General features: G+C 71.2%; 12 protein-coding genes. 3 read left to right on the top strand and 9 right to left on the bottom strand.

Annotated elements, in window-relative coordinates; genetic code table 11:
• Positions 1 to 2: 2 nt before the first annotated feature.
• From B1H29_RS29440 to B1H29_RS29430, 3 genes are all read right to left on the bottom strand, one after another.
• Positions 3 to 572, bottom strand: coding sequence for a helix-turn-helix domain-containing protein (locus tag B1H29_RS29440; protein ID WP_055416046.1), 570 nt, complete (start codon positions 570 to 572; stop codon positions 3 to 5).
• 425 nt (positions 573 to 997) lie between these two features.
• Positions 998 to 3,616, bottom strand: coding sequence for an ABC transporter permease/substrate binding protein (locus B1H29_RS29435; RefSeq protein ID WP_055416047.1), 2,619 nt, complete (start codon positions 3,614 to 3,616; stop codon positions 998 to 1,000).
• Positions 3,609 to 4,700 (bottom strand): quaternary amine ABC transporter ATP-binding protein, encoded by a 1,092-nt coding sequence (locus tag B1H29_RS29430; protein ID WP_055416048.1) that lies wholly within the window; start codon positions 4,698 to 4,700, stop codon positions 3,609 to 3,611. Before B1H29_RS29430 ends, B1H29_RS29435 begins: the two co-directional genes overlap by 8 nt.
• Positions 4,701 to 4,923: 223 nt before the next feature.
• Between B1H29_RS29430 and B1H29_RS29425 the strand changes: the two genes are divergently transcribed.
• Both B1H29_RS29425 and B1H29_RS29420 read left to right on the top strand, forming a co-directional pair.
• On the top strand, positions 4,924 to 5,829 hold the full coding sequence (locus tag B1H29_RS29425; RefSeq protein WP_079160883.1) for a 5'-3' exonuclease: 906 nt from the start codon (positions 4,924 to 4,926) through the stop codon (positions 5,827 to 5,829).
• 193 nt (positions 5,830 to 6,022) lie between these two features.
• Entirely contained in the window at positions 6,023 to 6,868 is an 846-nt protein-coding gene (locus B1H29_RS29420) for a siderophore-interacting protein (RefSeq protein WP_055416050.1), read from the top strand.
• Positions 6,869 to 7,285: 417 nt separating this feature from the next.
• Here the strand turns inward: B1H29_RS29420 and B1H29_RS29415 are convergent, their stop codons facing one another.
• Positions 7,286 to 7,867: a GNAT family N-acetyltransferase gene (locus B1H29_RS29415; RefSeq protein ID WP_055416051.1), complete on the bottom strand. Its 582-nt coding sequence runs from the start codon at positions 7,865 to 7,867 to the stop codon at positions 7,286 to 7,288.
• A gap of 80 nt (positions 7,868 to 7,947) precedes the next feature.
• Between B1H29_RS29415 and B1H29_RS29410 the strand changes: the two genes are divergently transcribed.
• Positions 7,948 to 8,913, top strand: a complete 966-nt coding sequence (locus B1H29_RS29410; RefSeq protein ID WP_055416052.1) for an RluA family pseudouridine synthase — start codon at positions 7,948 to 7,950, stop codon at positions 8,911 to 8,913.
• Here B1H29_RS29410 and B1H29_RS29405 read toward each other — a convergent pair.
• The 5 genes from B1H29_RS29405 to B1H29_RS29385 form a co-directional block, all read right to left on the bottom strand.
• Positions 8,907 to 10,397: a cytochrome P450 gene (locus B1H29_RS29405; protein ID WP_055416053.1), complete on the bottom strand. Its 1,491-nt coding sequence runs from the start codon at positions 10,395 to 10,397 to the stop codon at positions 8,907 to 8,909. The two genes, B1H29_RS29410 and B1H29_RS29405, sit on opposite strands and share 7 nt — an antisense overlap.
• A 92-nt stretch (positions 10,398 to 10,489) precedes the next feature.
• Entirely contained in the window at positions 10,490 to 11,110 is a 621-nt protein-coding gene (locus tag B1H29_RS29400; RefSeq protein ID WP_055416054.1) for a GTP-binding protein, read from the bottom strand.
• A complete protein-coding gene (locus B1H29_RS29395) occupies positions 11,091 to 11,507 on the bottom strand; it encodes a DUF742 domain-containing protein (RefSeq protein ID WP_055416055.1) in 417 nt (138 codons plus the stop codon). Before B1H29_RS29395 ends, B1H29_RS29400 begins: the two co-directional genes overlap by 20 nt.
• Positions 11,504 to 11,881 carry a roadblock/LC7 domain-containing protein gene (locus B1H29_RS29390; RefSeq protein ID WP_167308645.1) on the bottom strand — a complete coding sequence of 126 codons (378 nt, stop codon included), beginning with the start codon at positions 11,879 to 11,881 and terminating at the stop codon, positions 11,504 to 11,506. Before B1H29_RS29390 ends, B1H29_RS29395 begins: the two co-directional genes overlap by 4 nt.
• A gap of 26 nt (positions 11,882 to 11,907) precedes the next feature.
• The gene (locus B1H29_RS29385; protein WP_055416056.1) at positions 11,908 to 13,530 is read right to left on the bottom strand and encodes a sensor histidine kinase; all 1,623 of its coding nucleotides are present in this window, start codon (positions 13,528 to 13,530) and stop codon (positions 11,908 to 11,910) included.
• Between the last annotated feature and the right edge of the window lie 125 nt (positions 13,531 to 13,655).

Raw genomic sequence — 13,655 nt, 5'->3', positions numbered from 1 at the left:
CCTCACCGGCGCGGCCCCTCCCGGACCGCCTCGATGTGCTCGGCGACGGCGACCACGATCAGCCGGGTGTCGGGCACCGTGGCCCGCCACCGGTGCCGCACGCCACCGGTGAGGTACAGCGTGTCGCCGCGCCCCAGCCGGTAGGCGCGGCCCTCGGCCTCGATCTCCACGGCACCCTCGGTGACGAACATCAACTGGTCGTTGCGGTGCTGCAGTTCCCGGCCCACGTCGTGGTCACCGGTGAACTCGGAGGCGTGCATCTGGTGGTGGCCGCGCACCAGGGAGCGCATCTTGGGCGCCAGCTCGGGGTCGGGGTCCTCGGCCCGGACCACGTCGACGCTGCATGCGGGGTCGGCGGCGGCGAGCAGTTCCACGGCGGTGGTGCGCAGGGCGTCGGCCACCTTCTCCAGGGAACTCTGGCTGGGCCGCGCCCGGTCGTTCTCGATCTGGCTCAGGAAGGGCACGGACAGGCCGCTGCGCTCGGACACGACGGCGAGGGTCAGTTCGAGGGACCGGCGTCGCCGTCGTACGGCAGCGCCCACCCGGAGGTGCTGATCTTTGTGGTCGCCCATCGCTCCGGCTCCCTCCTTCACCCGTCGTCGTACCGTCGCCGCGCCCCGTTCGGGGCACCGTTCCCCTGATGGGTTCTCTGCACCCTACGCATGTTCGGCAAACCGTTTCATGCGGCCGTCACATCGACGTCACGGTGCGGTGGCCGGGATCTCACGGTTCTCGCCACCCGACGGCCCGGCCGTCCGCGGTGCCGGAGGCCTTACCGGTTCAAGGCTCGGACGGCTCCGCGTGTTCCCGCCCGCCCCTCCCGCCCCGGCGAAGAGCGGCTCAGGCAGGGGGTTGGCGCTCCGTGGTTGGCCGAATCCATACCGTGCCCCGGCATGAGACGACCCGAGGGGTGGGCCCGGACCGCGCTCCGTCGCGAGGCGCCGTCGGACCCACCCCTCGGGGTGGCCGGCACGACGAACGCGTGCCGGTCTTCGTGCTACTGCGGGGTCATCCGCCCGACCATGTCCGGGTGCTCCTCCAGCCAGGCCGCCACGGCTTCCTCCTCCTGGCCCTGACCGCGGTTCTTGATCTCGGCCTCCAGGCTGCCGAGCTCGTCCTCACTCATGTGGAAGCCCTTGATCCACTCGGTGAGCTGCGGGTACTGCTCGGGGAACGCCTTGCTGGAGATGGTGCGGATCGTGTTGCCCTCGCCGAAGGCCTTCTTGGGGTCCTTCAGCTTGGTCAGCTCGTACTCGCTGTACGCCCAGTGCGGCGACCAGAGGGTGACCGCGACCGGCTCCTTCTTGGCCAGGGCGCGCTTGAGCTCGGCCAGCATCGCCGGCGTGGAGCCGTCGACGACCTTGTACTCGTCCTCCAGGCCGTAGCCCGGCATGACCTCGTTCTTGAGGAGCTGCATCTCACCGGTGCCGGGCTCGATGCCGATGATCCTCCCGTCGAAGAGGTCGGCCTTGCCCTTGAGGTCCGCGAGCGACTTGACGTCCTTCACGTACGAGGGAACGGCGATCTCCAGGGAGGTCGGCTCGTACCAGGTGCCCAGGTCGGTGAGGTTGTCCTTGTGCTTGTCCCAGTAGTTCTTCTGGGCGTACGGCAGCCAGGCGTCGAAGTTGAGGTCGAGATCGCCGGAGGCCAGGCCGGTGTAGACCGGGCCGACCTCCATCTGCTTCAGGTTCAGCTCGTAGCCGCGCCGCTCCAGGACGTTCTTCCACAGGTACGTGACGGCGATGTCCTCGTCCCAGGGGAACCAGGCGATGTCCAGCGGGCGCTCGGCCTCGGCCGGCGTGGCGCCGGCGCCGCCCTTGACCGGGGCGAGCTTGTCGACGACACCGGGGTTCGACTTGAGCCAGGTGCGGACGGCGTCCTGCTGGTTGCCCTTGCCGGCCTTGTTGATCTCGGCCTCGAGGCTGGTGAGCTGCTTCTCGGTCATCGAGAAGTCCTTCAGCCACTTGGTGACGACCGGGTTGTCGTCCGAGAACCCCTTGCGCGACAGCGTGTGCACGCCGTCGCCCTTGCCCCAGGCGCCCTTGGGGTCCTTGAGCTTCTTCAGGTCGTAGTCGTTGTACGCCCAGTGCGGGGACCAGAGCGGGACGACGATCGGTTCCTGCTTGCTGTAGGCCCGCTTCAGCTCGGCCAGCATCGCCGGCGTGGAGCTGTCGACGACCTTGTACTCCTTGTCGAGACCGTACTCCTTGAGGATCTTGGTCTTGAGGAGGTGCGTCTCACCGGCGCTGGGCTCGATGCCGGTGATCTTGCCGCCGAAGAGGTCGCCCTTGCCCTTGAGGTCCGCGAGGGAGTCGATGTCCTTCATGTACGCCGGGACGGTCAGCTCCAGCGACGTCTCGTCGTACCAGGAGCCGAGGTCCTCGAGCTGCTTGCCGTACTTCTTCCAGTACTGCTCGTGGGTGGTCGGCAGCCAGGCGTCGGTCTGGAAGTCGATGTTGCCCTGCGCGAGCGCGGTGTAGAGCGGGCCGGCCTCGAACTGCTTGGCCTCGACCTCGAATCCGCGCTGCTCGAGGATCTCCTTCCACAGGAAGGTGGAGGCGACGCCCTCGTCCCAGGGGATGTAGCCGATGGAGACCTTCTTGCCCTCGCCGACGTTCTTGCCTCCGGCGACCGTCTGGGAGTCGTCGGCGTTGCCGCCGAAGACGCCCATCCCGCCGGCCACCAGGCCGAGGATCACGATGCCGATCACGGCGACCTGCGGCTGCGGCCGGTAGGACCAGATCTTCAGGCCCTTGGCGGCGCGGGCCTTGGCGGCGGCGCGGCGGCCCAGCGGAGAGACGTGCGTGCCCAGCGCGCTGGTCATGCGGTCCAGGTAGATCGCGAGGATCACGATGGCGACACCGGCCTCGGCGCCGAGGCCCACGTTGAGCTGGCCGATGGACTCCATGACGTCGCCGCCCAGGCCACCGGTGCCGACCATGCCGGCGATCGCGGCCATGGACAGACCGAGCATGATGACCTGGTTGACGCCGGCCATCACCGTGGGCAGCGCGAGCGGGAGCTGGACCCGCAGCAGCGTGTTGCGGGGAGTGGTGCCGAATGCCTCGGCGGCCTCGACCAGTTCCTTGTCGACCTGGCGGATGCCCAGCTCGGTCATGCGCACGCCCGGGGCGAGCGCGAAGATCAGGGTGGCCACGATGCCCGGGGCGGAACCGGTTCCGAAGAACAGGATGGCCGGGATGAGGTAGATCATCGCGGGCAGCGTCTGCATGAAGTCCAGGACCGGCCGGACGACGGAGCTCACCCGGTCGGAGCGGGCCGCCCAGATGCCGACCGGCACCGAGACCACCAGGGCGATGATCGTGGCGACCAGCAGGAGCGCCAGGGTCACCATCGCGTTCTCCCACAGACCGAGGGACTCGATGAAGGCGAACCCGGCGAAGGAGAGGACACCGGCGAACGCGCCGCGCAGCCAGAAGGCCACCACGGCGAAGATGCCGGCGAGCAGCAGCGGCTCGGGAGCCTGGAGGACGGCGTTGATGCCGTCGTAGGCGCCGGTGAAGATGCTCTTCAGGAAGGTGAAGAGCCAGGAGACGTTGTCGAGCAGCCAGTCGACGGCGCTGTTGACCCAGTCGCCGAGGGGGATTCTAGGCACGGGACATCACCTTCTCGCCGCCCTTGTCCCGCGGGGTGTCGCAGACACCGGGGACCGTGTCCTCGTCGTCGCCGAGGAAGCCGACGAGCCGCCGGGCCGGGACGACGCCGACGAGCCGGCGGTCGGCGTCGAGCACCGCCACCGAGTGGGACACGCGGGCGCTGATCGCGCACAGCTCCGCGAACGACGTGTCGGGCGTGGCGGTCTCGCAGCCGCAGTCGGCCTCGTCGCCACGCAGCTCCGTCTCCATGACGGTGCTCGTGGTGAGCACGCGCGAACGGTCGACGTCCTTGGTGAAGGAGGCGACGTATTCGTTGGCGGGGCGGATCAGGATGTCCTGTGCGGTGCCTATCTGCACGATCCGGCCGTCGCGCATCACGGCGATGCGGTCGCCCAGGCGCATGGCCTCGTTCAGGTCGTGGGTGATGAAGACGATGGTCTTCTTCAGGGTCTTCTGCAGGTCGAGCAACTGATCCTGCATGTCGCGGCGGATCAGCGGGTCGAGGGCGCTGAAGGACTCGTCCATCAGCAGCAGGTCGGCGTCCGTGGCGAGCGCGCGGGCGAGACCCACACGCTGCTGCATACCGCCGGACAGCTCGTCGGGCCAGGACTTCTCCCAGCCGGCCAGGCCGCACAGGGCGAGCGCCTCGTCGGCGCGGCGTTCGCGCTCGGCGCGGGGCACGCCCTGCACTTCGAGACCGTAGGCAGCGTTGTCACGGACGCTGCGGTGCGGGAAGAGCGCGAAGTGCTGGAAGACCATGCTGATCTGCCTGGAGCGGACCTCGCGCAGTCCGCGGTCGCTGAGTTCGGTCAGGTCCTGTCCCCCGAAGCGGACACGCCCGGCGGTCGGCTCCGACAGACCGTTGAGCATGCGCAGGAGCGTGGACTTGCCGGACCCGGACAGGCCCATGACCACGAAGATCTCGCCGGGTTCCACGGTGAAGGACGCGTCGATGACGGCGGCCGTGGTGCCGTCGGCGCGCAGCTCCTCCCGCTCGGTTCCCTGGCGCAGTCGCTCGACTGCCTGGTCCGGTTTCTTGCCGAAGACCTTGTACAGGTTTTCGGCCTCTAGCCTGGCTGACACGCTTACCTCTTGCATCGGGGACAGGGGCCCGGGCGTGGTACTCGCTGATACGGAATCGCTGATACGAAGACTCGCTAACAGTTGAAAGCATCAACCAGCTTCGGCCCGGCTGCGCGCCTGCCCTGATCATCCCGACCCAAACACATGAGTGACCTAGTTCACACGTCCTCCATCTCCTCGCCACACGGCCTGCGGCATGATGCGAGGCGTGACCGGACGACTGATGCTTCTCGACACCGCCTCCCTCTACTTCCGCGCCTACTTCGGCGTACCGGACTCCGTGAAGGCCCCCGACGGCACGCCGGTGAACGCCGTGCGCGGACTCCTCGACTTCATCGACCGCCTGGTGAAGGACCACCGGCCCGACCACCTGGTCGCCTGTATGGACGCCGACTGGCGCCCGCACTGGCGGGTGGAGCTGATCCCCTCCTACAAGGCGCACCGCGTCGCCGAGGAGCGCCCGGCGGGCCCGGACACCGAGGAGGTGCCGGACACGCTCTCCCCGCAGGTGCCGGTCATCGAGGCCGTCCTCGACGCGCTCGGCATCGCCCGCGTCGGCGTGGCCGGGTACGAGGCGGACGACGTCATCGGCACGTACACGGCGCGGGCGACGGGCCCGGTCGACATCGTCACCGGCGACCGGGACCTCTACCAGCTCGTCGACGACGCCCGCGGCGTGCGCGTGCTGTACCCGATCAAGGGCGTCGGCACGCTCGCCCTCACCGACGAGGCGACGCTGCGCGAGAAGTACGGCGTCGACGGCCGCGGGTACGCCGATCTGGCGCTGCTGCGGGGCGACCCGAGCGACGGCCTGCCGGGCGTCGCGGGCATCGGCGAGAAGACGGCGGCCAAGCTGCTGGCCGAGTTCGGGGACCTGGCCGGGATCCAGGCGGCCGTCGACGACCCGAGGGCGAAGCTCACGCCCTCGCAGCGCAAGCGGCTGACCGAGGCCCGGCCGTACCTCGCGGTCGCCCCGAAGGTCGTCCGGGTCGCCGACGACGTCCCGCTGCCGGACGTCGGCACCACGCTGCCGCGCGCTCCGCGAGACGCCGCGGCGCTGGACGCACTGGCGGCCCGCTGGGGTCTGGGCGGATCCCTGGAGCGACTGCTGACGACACTCACCACCTGACCCCCGCGCCCCGCGCCCCGCGCCCCGGGCAGGCAAAGCCCGCGCGGTGCATCGCAGACGTGACGAGGGGAAGTCGTACTCTGCGCGCGGTCACGTCACGGAGCCCCCTCCATGACGTGACAAGTGGGGCGGGGATGCTAACTTAGGTAAACCTAAGTCAGGTAACCCTCACGTAGGGAGCAGGGAGGCCGTCATGGCAGACCGTCCGGGACGCACGCCACGCAAGCCGCGCACCGCACAGGTCGTCCGCACCGAGCGGCTGACCCCGCACATGCAGCGCGTGGTGCTCGGCGGCGAGGAACTCGCCGGGCTGCCGGCGCAGACCTGCACCGACCACTACGTGAAGCTGCTGTTCCCCGCCGAGGGCGTGACCTACCCGGAGCCCTTCGACATGGAACGGATTCGCGAGGAGTTCCCCCGCGACCAGTGGCCGGTGACCCGGACGTACACGGTGCGCCACTGGGACGCCGAGCTGCGCGAGCTGACCCTGGACTTCGTCATCCACGGGGACGAGGGCCTGGCCGGCCCCTGGGCCAAGCGCGTCCAGCCGGGCGAGACCGTCCGCTTCATGGGCCCCGGCGGCGCCTACGCCCCGGACCCCGCCGCCGACTGGCACCTGCTCGCCGGTGACGAGAGCGCGCTGCCCGCGATCGCGCGGTCCCTGGAGGCCCTGCCCGACGGCGCCCGCGCCTTCGCCTTCGTCGAGGTCGACGGCCCCCAGGAGGAGCAGAAGATCGACTCCGACGTGGAGGTCGTCTGGCTGCACCGTGGCGACCGGCCGGTGGGCCGGGCCCTGGTCGAGGCCGTACGGGGCCTGGACTTCCCCGACGGCCGGGTGCACGCCTTCGTGCACGGCGAGGCGGCCTGCGTGAAGGAACTGCGCAGGCTCCTCCGGGTGGAGCGCGAGATCCCCCGCGAGGACCTCTCCATCTCCGGGTACTGGCGCCTGGGCCACAACGAGGACGGCTGGCAGGCGTCGAAGCGGGAGTGGAACGCGCGCATCGAGGCGGAACAGGAGGACACCGCCCCGGCCGCGTAGCGAGCCTCGCCAGCCGCGAAGCGGGCCGCACCAGCCAAGTGACGGGCCCCGCCGACCACGTAACGAGCCTGGCCGACCGCGTAGTGAGCCTGGTCGGCCACGTGACAAGCCTGGCCGACCGCGTAACGAGCCCGGCCGACCACGTGACGGGCCGCGCCAGCCGCGTAGCGAGCCGCGCCGGCACGCGCCCACGCGCCCGTATCGGCCCGCACACGGCCGGCCACACAGTGCGCACCCCACCGGGCACCTCCGCACACGGGACTGGCACCGCGCGGCCACCAGCCCCGCCACATCGCCCGCCCGGCGTGCGCGGCCCCAGGGGCCGGGCCGGCATCTCACGCGTACCGCGCGCGGGGCACTGCGCGGGCTCCGTGGCGCGATGGCGCACCGCACAACGCCGGCCGTCGAGGCCGCGCCTCAGTCGCCGCGTACCCGTGCGTGCAGGTGCATGTCGTGCCAGCCGTCGGAGTGGAGCAGGGCGCTGCGCTTGGTGCCCTCCAGGGCGAAGCGGGTCTTGCGGGCGACCCGGCAGGAGGCCTCGTTGGCGACGGCGTGGGTGAGTTCCAGGCGCTGGAAGCCGATCTCGTCCAGGGCCCAGCGGGCGATCGTGTCGGTGGCCCGGGCGGCGACGCCACGACCGCGGGCCGCCGCCGCGGTCCAGTAGGCGACCTCGGCCACCCCGTCGCCGAGCAGGACCTCACGGAGGGCGACCCGGCCGAGGAGCCGGTCGTCGGCCGCGTCGGCGACGGCCCACTGGATGTTCCGCTCCCCGGCCCAGCCCTGCTGCCACTCGGCGATCCAGCCGCGCACCTCCTCCTCGGAGTCGGCGGCCCGGATGTGCCACTGGTGCATCACCGGGTCCTGGAAGGCCGCGTGCACGGCGGGCGCGTCCTCGGTGCGCCACGGGCGCAGCACCAACCCGTCGCCCGTGGGGATCGTGGGCTGCGGGGTACGGGAGAGGGAGCCTGCGGGAAGGACCGGGCGCGTCAGATAGGGCATGTGCCGCATCCTGCCAACGCGGCCGGGCCGCGGCCCACCCGTTTTCCGGCGCCCGCCGCCGCCTCGTACGCTGGCAGGCGATGAGACGCCGTACCCCTCCCCCACCCTCACCCCTCCCGCAGCGCGACGGCATCGACGCGGTGCGGGTGCGGCTGCCCGTGGCCGGGGGGCCGTGGTCCACGGTGCGCGAACACCTGGCGGAGCGGCTGTCCGGTGCGGGGGCCGGCGTCGTCGACGGCATGTTCGACACGGGGCGGTTCGTGGGGGCGGACGGGCGTGCGGTGCCGGGGGACGCGCCGTACGAGCCCGGGATGTTCGTGTGGTTCCACCGCGACCTGCCCGCCGAGGTACCCGTGCCCTTCCCGCTGGAGGTCGTGTACCGCGACGAGCACATCGTCGTCGCCGACAAGCCGCACTTCCTGGCCACCACCCCGCGCGGCGGCCACGTCACCGAGACCGCGCTCGCCCGGCTCCGCCGGGAGCTGGGCGTCCCGGCGCTCGGCGCCGCGCACCGCCTGGACCGGCTCACCGCCGGACTGCTCCTGTTCACGGTGCGCCCTGAGGAGCGCGGCGCGTACCAGGGCCTGTTCCGCGACCGGCTGGTCCGCAAGGAGTACGAGGCCGTGGCCCCCTGTGATCCCGCGCTCGGCCTCCCCCGGACCGTACGCAGCCGGATCCTCAAGGAGCGCGGGGTGCCGGCCGCCCGGGAGGTCGGGGGCGAGCCGAACGCCGTGAGCCGTGTCGAGCTGATCGGGCACCGGCCGGGCACCGGCCTCGGACTGGGCCGGTACCGGCTGGTGCCCGGCACCGGGCAGACCCACCAGTTGCGCGTCCACATGAGCGCGCTCGGCGTGCCGATCCTGGGCGACCCCCTCTACCCCGAGGTGGCCGCCCCCGTGCCGGCCGGCGACTTCCGGCGCCCGCTGCAACTGCTGGCGCGGGAGCTGGGGTTCACCGATCCGGTCACGGGGCGGGAGCACCGCTTCCGCAGCGGACGGTCCCTGCAGGCCTGGACGGCGTACGAGGAGTGGGCCGGCCGTCAGTAGCCGCGCCACCAGAGCAGGAAGCGCTGCCAGGCGCCGCGGGGACGCGGCTGCTCGGGCACCGGCTGGGGCTGCGCGGCCGACACCGACACCGGCTCCGGCGGGTACGGCGGGACCTGTGGCGCGGGCCGGCTCTCCGGTCGCGGGATGCCGACGTGCCAGGCGGTGCGCTGCGCCGAGGCCGGGGCGTGGCTCGGCTGCTGCCTGATGTCCTGCTGCGCCTTGGGCTCGAACCGCACCGGCAGCTCCACCAGGTGCCGTGACGCGATCGACGACCGCCACCGCAGCTCGTCCTCGTCGCAGGCGAGCTGGACGTCCGGCAGCCGCATCAGCAGCGCGTCGATCCCGGCGTCGGCGATGGCACGCCCGATGTCCTGGCCGGGGCATTCGTGCGGGCCGCCGCCGAAGGCGAGGTGGGCGCGGTTGCCCTGCATGCTCGCGGCCAGATCGGGCCGGATGCGCGGGTCGACGTTGCCCGGCGCGATACCCAGCAGCAGCCCGTCGCCCGCGCGGATGCGCTGGCCGCCCAGTTCCGTCTCCTGCTTGGCGAAGTAGGCGAAGACGGTGCTGAACGGCGGCTCGTCCCACAGGGACTGCTCGACCGCCTCGGGCACCGTCATCTGGCCGCCGCTGAGCTGGGCGCGGAAGCCCGGGTCGGTGAGCACCACGCGCAGCACGTTGCTGATGAGGTTGACGGTCGCTTCGTAGGCGGCCAGGAGGACCACCCGCAGGTGCTCCCTCACCTCGTCGTCGGTGAGCCCGGCCGCGTGGGTGACCAGGCGCCCGGCGATGTCGTCCTCGGGCTTGGCCCGGCGGGCGGTGGTGAGGCGGTCCAGGGCGTCCATGACGTAGGCGTGGCTGGCGATCGCCGTCTCGGTGCCCTTGAGCGTGTCGCGGGCGGCCTCCACCATCCGGTCGTTGTACTCGTCCGGCATGCCGAGGAGGTGGCACATCACGCCCATCGGCAGGTGCTCGGCGAACTGGCCGACGAGGTCGGCACGGCCCTCCTCGCAGAACCGGTTGACGTGGCGCTGGGTGTACCGCTTGATGTGGCGGCGCAGCTCCCGGTAGTCGATGCCGGACATGGCGCTGGTGACCGCGCCGCGCAGCCGCTTGTGCTCCTCGCCCTCGGCGTGGGAGCAGATGGGCTGCCAGGCGATGTGCGGCATGAGCGGGTGGTCCGGCTTGACCACGCCCTCGTTGAGCGGGGTCCAGATACGGCTGTCGCGGCAGAACTGGGCGGGCGTGCTCACCATGTGCAGGTTCTCGGCGTGCCCGAGGACCACCCACATCGGTACGTCGTCGTGGAGCAGCGCCGGAGCCACCGGCCCGTGCTGCTCGCGCAGTTGCTCGTACAGCTCCTCCAGGTCGTCCGCCTCGTGCAGCCGGTGCAGTCCACCCGGTCCGAGGCCGTGCGCGGGGCAGCCGGGCGGCGGTTCGAGCAGGGGGTCGCCCGTTCCGGTCAGGGAGTGGCGTTCAGGCGTCACAGTGTCGCTCCGCAACAGAAGTGTGGGTCAGGAGTGTGGGTCGAAAGGGTGAGCCGGCCGCGGCCGGCTCACCTGACCCGGCCGCGGCCGGGTCAGGTGAGCGCGCCCTTCATGGCGATGGAGTGCAGGAAACGCGTCAGTGTCAGCAGAACGTCCCGGCTGGAGGCCCGGCGCCGCACGTCGCAGTCGAGGATGGGAATTTCCTCGGCCAGGTCGAGCGCTCCCCGCAGCTCCGCGACGGGGTAGCGGGGCGCGTCGGGGAAGGTGTTGACGGCGACCACGAAGGGGACACCGCGCTCCTCCAGGCGTCCCATGACGTCGAAGCTGACGTCGAGGCGGCGGGTGTCGACGAGTACCACCGCGCCGAGGGCGCCCTCGAACAGGCCGTTCCACAGGAACCAGAAGCGCTCCTGGCCGGGCGTGCCGAAGAGGTACAGCACCAGTTGGTCGGTGATGCTGATGCGGCCGAAGTCCATGGCCACCGTGGTCGCCGTCTTGGAGGCGGAACCGAAGTTGTCGTCGACCCCGATGCCGGCCTGGGTCATCGTCTCCTCGGTGGTCAGCGGTCTGATCTCGCTGACCGAGCCGACCATGGTCGTCTTTCCGACCCCGAAACCGCCCACGATGACGATCTTCACGGCGGCCTCGGCCGTGTGCGGCAGCCGGTCCTCCGTCCGCGGGCCCGGGATCGTGTCAGAGTTTTTGGAGTCCATGCATCACCGCTTCGAGGAGGTTTCGGTCGGCGACCTGCTGGCGGACGATCGGGGCGCGGGCCTGCACCAGTTCCGTCGCCAGCAGGTCGGTGAGCAGCACGGTCACCACACTGAACGGCAGGCTCAGGTAGGCCGACAGCTCGGCTACGGACAGGGGCGCGGCGCACAGCCGCAGCAGGGCCGCCTGTTCCGGTGTGGCGGACACCGGCGGGTCCGCGCGGGCCACGATCAGGGTGACCAGGTCGATGTCGGCGCGTTCGCCGCTCCCCTCCCCGCCGATGACGAACAGCCGCTCGGGGTTGGGCGTGCCGTCGTCCTTGCGGGGCTGTTCGGCTGAGGGGGTCGCGGTGGACGGCTCCTGCCCGGGAGTTCGCCTCTGGCGCTGGGGACGAGTCATACGGTCTGCCCGTTGCGCCGGGCGGGACTGGTGAGATGGGGCCCGATACGCGCGACCAGGTCGGCCATGCTGAGACCCATCCGCCCGGGCTCGCAGCGGACGTCGGAGAGCACCGCGAGGTAGGCGTTGGGTCCGGCGGCCATCAGGTAGAAGTAGCCGCCGTTCATCTCGATGAGGACCATCTTCATGTCGCCGTCGCTGGTCGGGATCTCCTGGCTGACGGCACTCGCCAGGCTCTGCAGGCCCGCGCAGGCCGCGGCGACCCGGTCGGCGGCGTCGGGGTCACCGGAGTAGCGGGCGATGCGCAGGCCGTCGGCGGAGAGCACCACGATCATCTCGATGCCCGGGACGCCGTCGTAGAGATCCCGGAGCATCCAGTCGAACTTGCCTTGCTGCTCGATCACTTGAGGTTCCCCTCGTCGTCTGCCGGGGCGTGGGCCGGCTCGCTGCTGCTGGACTGCTGGTGGGCCTGACTGCTGCCCGGGTGCTGCTTGAGGCCCTCCCAGAAGGCACCGATGAAGTGCCCCGGCGGGAGCCCCTGGTCCTTCTCCGGCTCGGGCTCTTCGGCCGCGGCCGCCGGGAAGCCGTTGCGGGCACGCTCGGCGGCCTCGCGGGCCTCGCGCTCGGCGTCCTCCCGCTCCCAGACCGCCTGTTCGGCGAGGCGTTGGCTGAGCGGCATCTTGACCCGGCTGCGGCGCTGCGGGAGGCCGCCCGCCGTCCACTCGGTCACCTCGGGAACGTCGTCCTCCAGCAAGACCGTGTCCGGGATACGCGGGCTGGTGGGGCGGCGCTTCTTGGGCGTGCGCTTGGGGCCGGGGAGGGCGTCCGGGCCCGGGTGGGGGATCGACGTCGCGCCGATGCCGTGGGCGAGTCCGACCCCGGGCTCGGTGGTCATCATCTTGCTGGGCACGATGAGGATGGCCCGGACACCGCCGTACGCGGAGGCCCGCAGCGACACGTCCATGCCGTACTGCGTGCACAGCCGGCCCACCACGGACAGGCCCAGGCGCGGGTGGTGGGCGAGGTCCTGGACGTCGGTGCCGCGCTTGGCGTCCTCCAGCAGCCCTTCGATGCGGGCGCGGGACTCCTCGCTGAGGCTGACGCCGGCGTCCTCGATCTCGATGCAGACACCGCTCTGCACCTCGGTCGCGGTGACGTGCACCTTGGCACCGGGCGGCGAGTAGCGGGTCGCGTTGTCGAGGAGCTCCGCCGCGGCGTGGATGACCGGCTCGACCGCGGTGCCCTTGATGTTGACCTTGGCGATCGAGGCGAGGTTGATCCTGCGGTACTCCAGGATGCGGGACATGGCGCCGCGCAGCACGCTGTAGAGCGCCACGGGCTTGGGCCACTGGCGTCCGGGCCGGCCGCCGCCGATGACGGAGACCGAGTCGGCGAGGCGGCCGATCAGGGCGGTGCCGTGGTCGATGCGCAGGAGGTCGTCGAAGACCTCGGGGTTGCGCCCGTGGTCCTCCTCCATCTCGCGGAGTTCCTTGTTCTGCTGGTGGACGATCGCCTGGACGCGGCGGGCGATGTCGACGAAGGAACGTTCGGCGGATTCGCGCATGGAGTCCTGGTGGTCGACGATGTCGCACACCATGCGGATCATCTCGCGCTGCGGCTGGCCGAGTTCGGGGTAGGAAGGGTCGACCTCGCCGAGGCGGCGCATCACCTCTTCGGGCGTGCTCCCCCGGCGCATGAAGTCCAGGATGTTGGGGAGTACTTCGCCGCCGAGACGGACCATCTCCTCGTGGTGGCTCGCGGCCCGGCGTTCCAGATACGCGCTGTGACGGGCGTGCTCGGCACGCATGAGCCGCAGCGCACGGCCGCGGCGTGCCGCTTCGGCCGCCGCGATGATCACCAGCAGGGTGGCGACGGCACCGCACAGGCCGACGGCGAGCCGGGCCGGTTCCGTCACCAGGGCGACGGCGGCCCCGGTGGCCGCGGCCATCAGTATGGCCGGCAGCAACAGGGTTCGCACGTACGGAAGTTCACGGCGACCTGGAGGGGAATCAACACTCACCATGTAGGCCCTCTGAAAACGAATCGGCTGGGATGGGGGAGCTTGCGGCGGGGTATGTCTGGGAGTTGTCGGGATCTTCGGCGCACTGGGAACAAGCGCGCGATTTCACCCCAACTCGGTGCGCTGCG

The organism is Streptomyces pactum, from assembly GCF_002005225.1.
Taxonomy (GTDB): domain Bacteria; phylum Actinomycetota; class Actinomycetes; order Streptomycetales; family Streptomycetaceae; genus Streptomyces; species Streptomyces pactum_A.
The sequence above is the reverse complement of the archived record's forward strand: the minus strand, read 5'-3'. Positions and strand labels throughout refer to the sequence as shown.

Excerpts from the sequence above, each read along its gene's own strand:
- B1H29_RS29400 (WP_055416054.1), bottom strand. The coding sequence starts at position 11,110 with ATGGACTCCAAAAACTCTGACACGATCCCGGGCCCGCGGACGGAGGAC.
- B1H29_RS29440 (WP_055416046.1), bottom strand. The coding sequence starts at position 572 with ATGGGCGACCACAAAGATCAGCACCTCCGGGTGGGCGCTGCCGTACGA.
- B1H29_RS29420 (WP_055416050.1), top strand. The coding sequence starts at position 6,023 with ATGGCAGACCGTCCGGGACGCACGCCACGCAAGCCGCGCACCGCACAG.
- B1H29_RS29425 (WP_079160883.1), top strand. The coding sequence starts at position 4,924 with ATGCTTCTCGACACCGCCTCCCTCTACTTCCGCGCCTACTTCGGCGTA.
- B1H29_RS29395 (WP_055416055.1), bottom strand. The coding sequence starts at position 11,507 with ATGACTCGTCCCCAGCGCCAGAGGCGAACTCCCGGGCAGGAGCCGTCC.
- B1H29_RS29410 (WP_055416052.1), top strand. The coding sequence starts at position 7,948 with ATGAGACGCCGTACCCCTCCCCCACCCTCACCCCTCCCGCAGCGCGAC.
- B1H29_RS29415 (WP_055416051.1), bottom strand. The coding sequence starts at position 7,867 with ATGCCCTATCTGACGCGCCCGGTCCTTCCCGCAGGCTCCCTCTCCCGT.
- B1H29_RS29385 (WP_055416056.1), bottom strand. The coding sequence starts at position 13,530 with ATGGTGAGTGTTGATTCCCCTCCAGGTCGCCGTGAACTTCCGTACGTG.
- B1H29_RS29390 (WP_167308645.1), bottom strand. The coding sequence starts at position 11,881 with ATGCTCCGGGATCTCTACGACGGCGTCCCGGGCATCGAGATGATCGTG.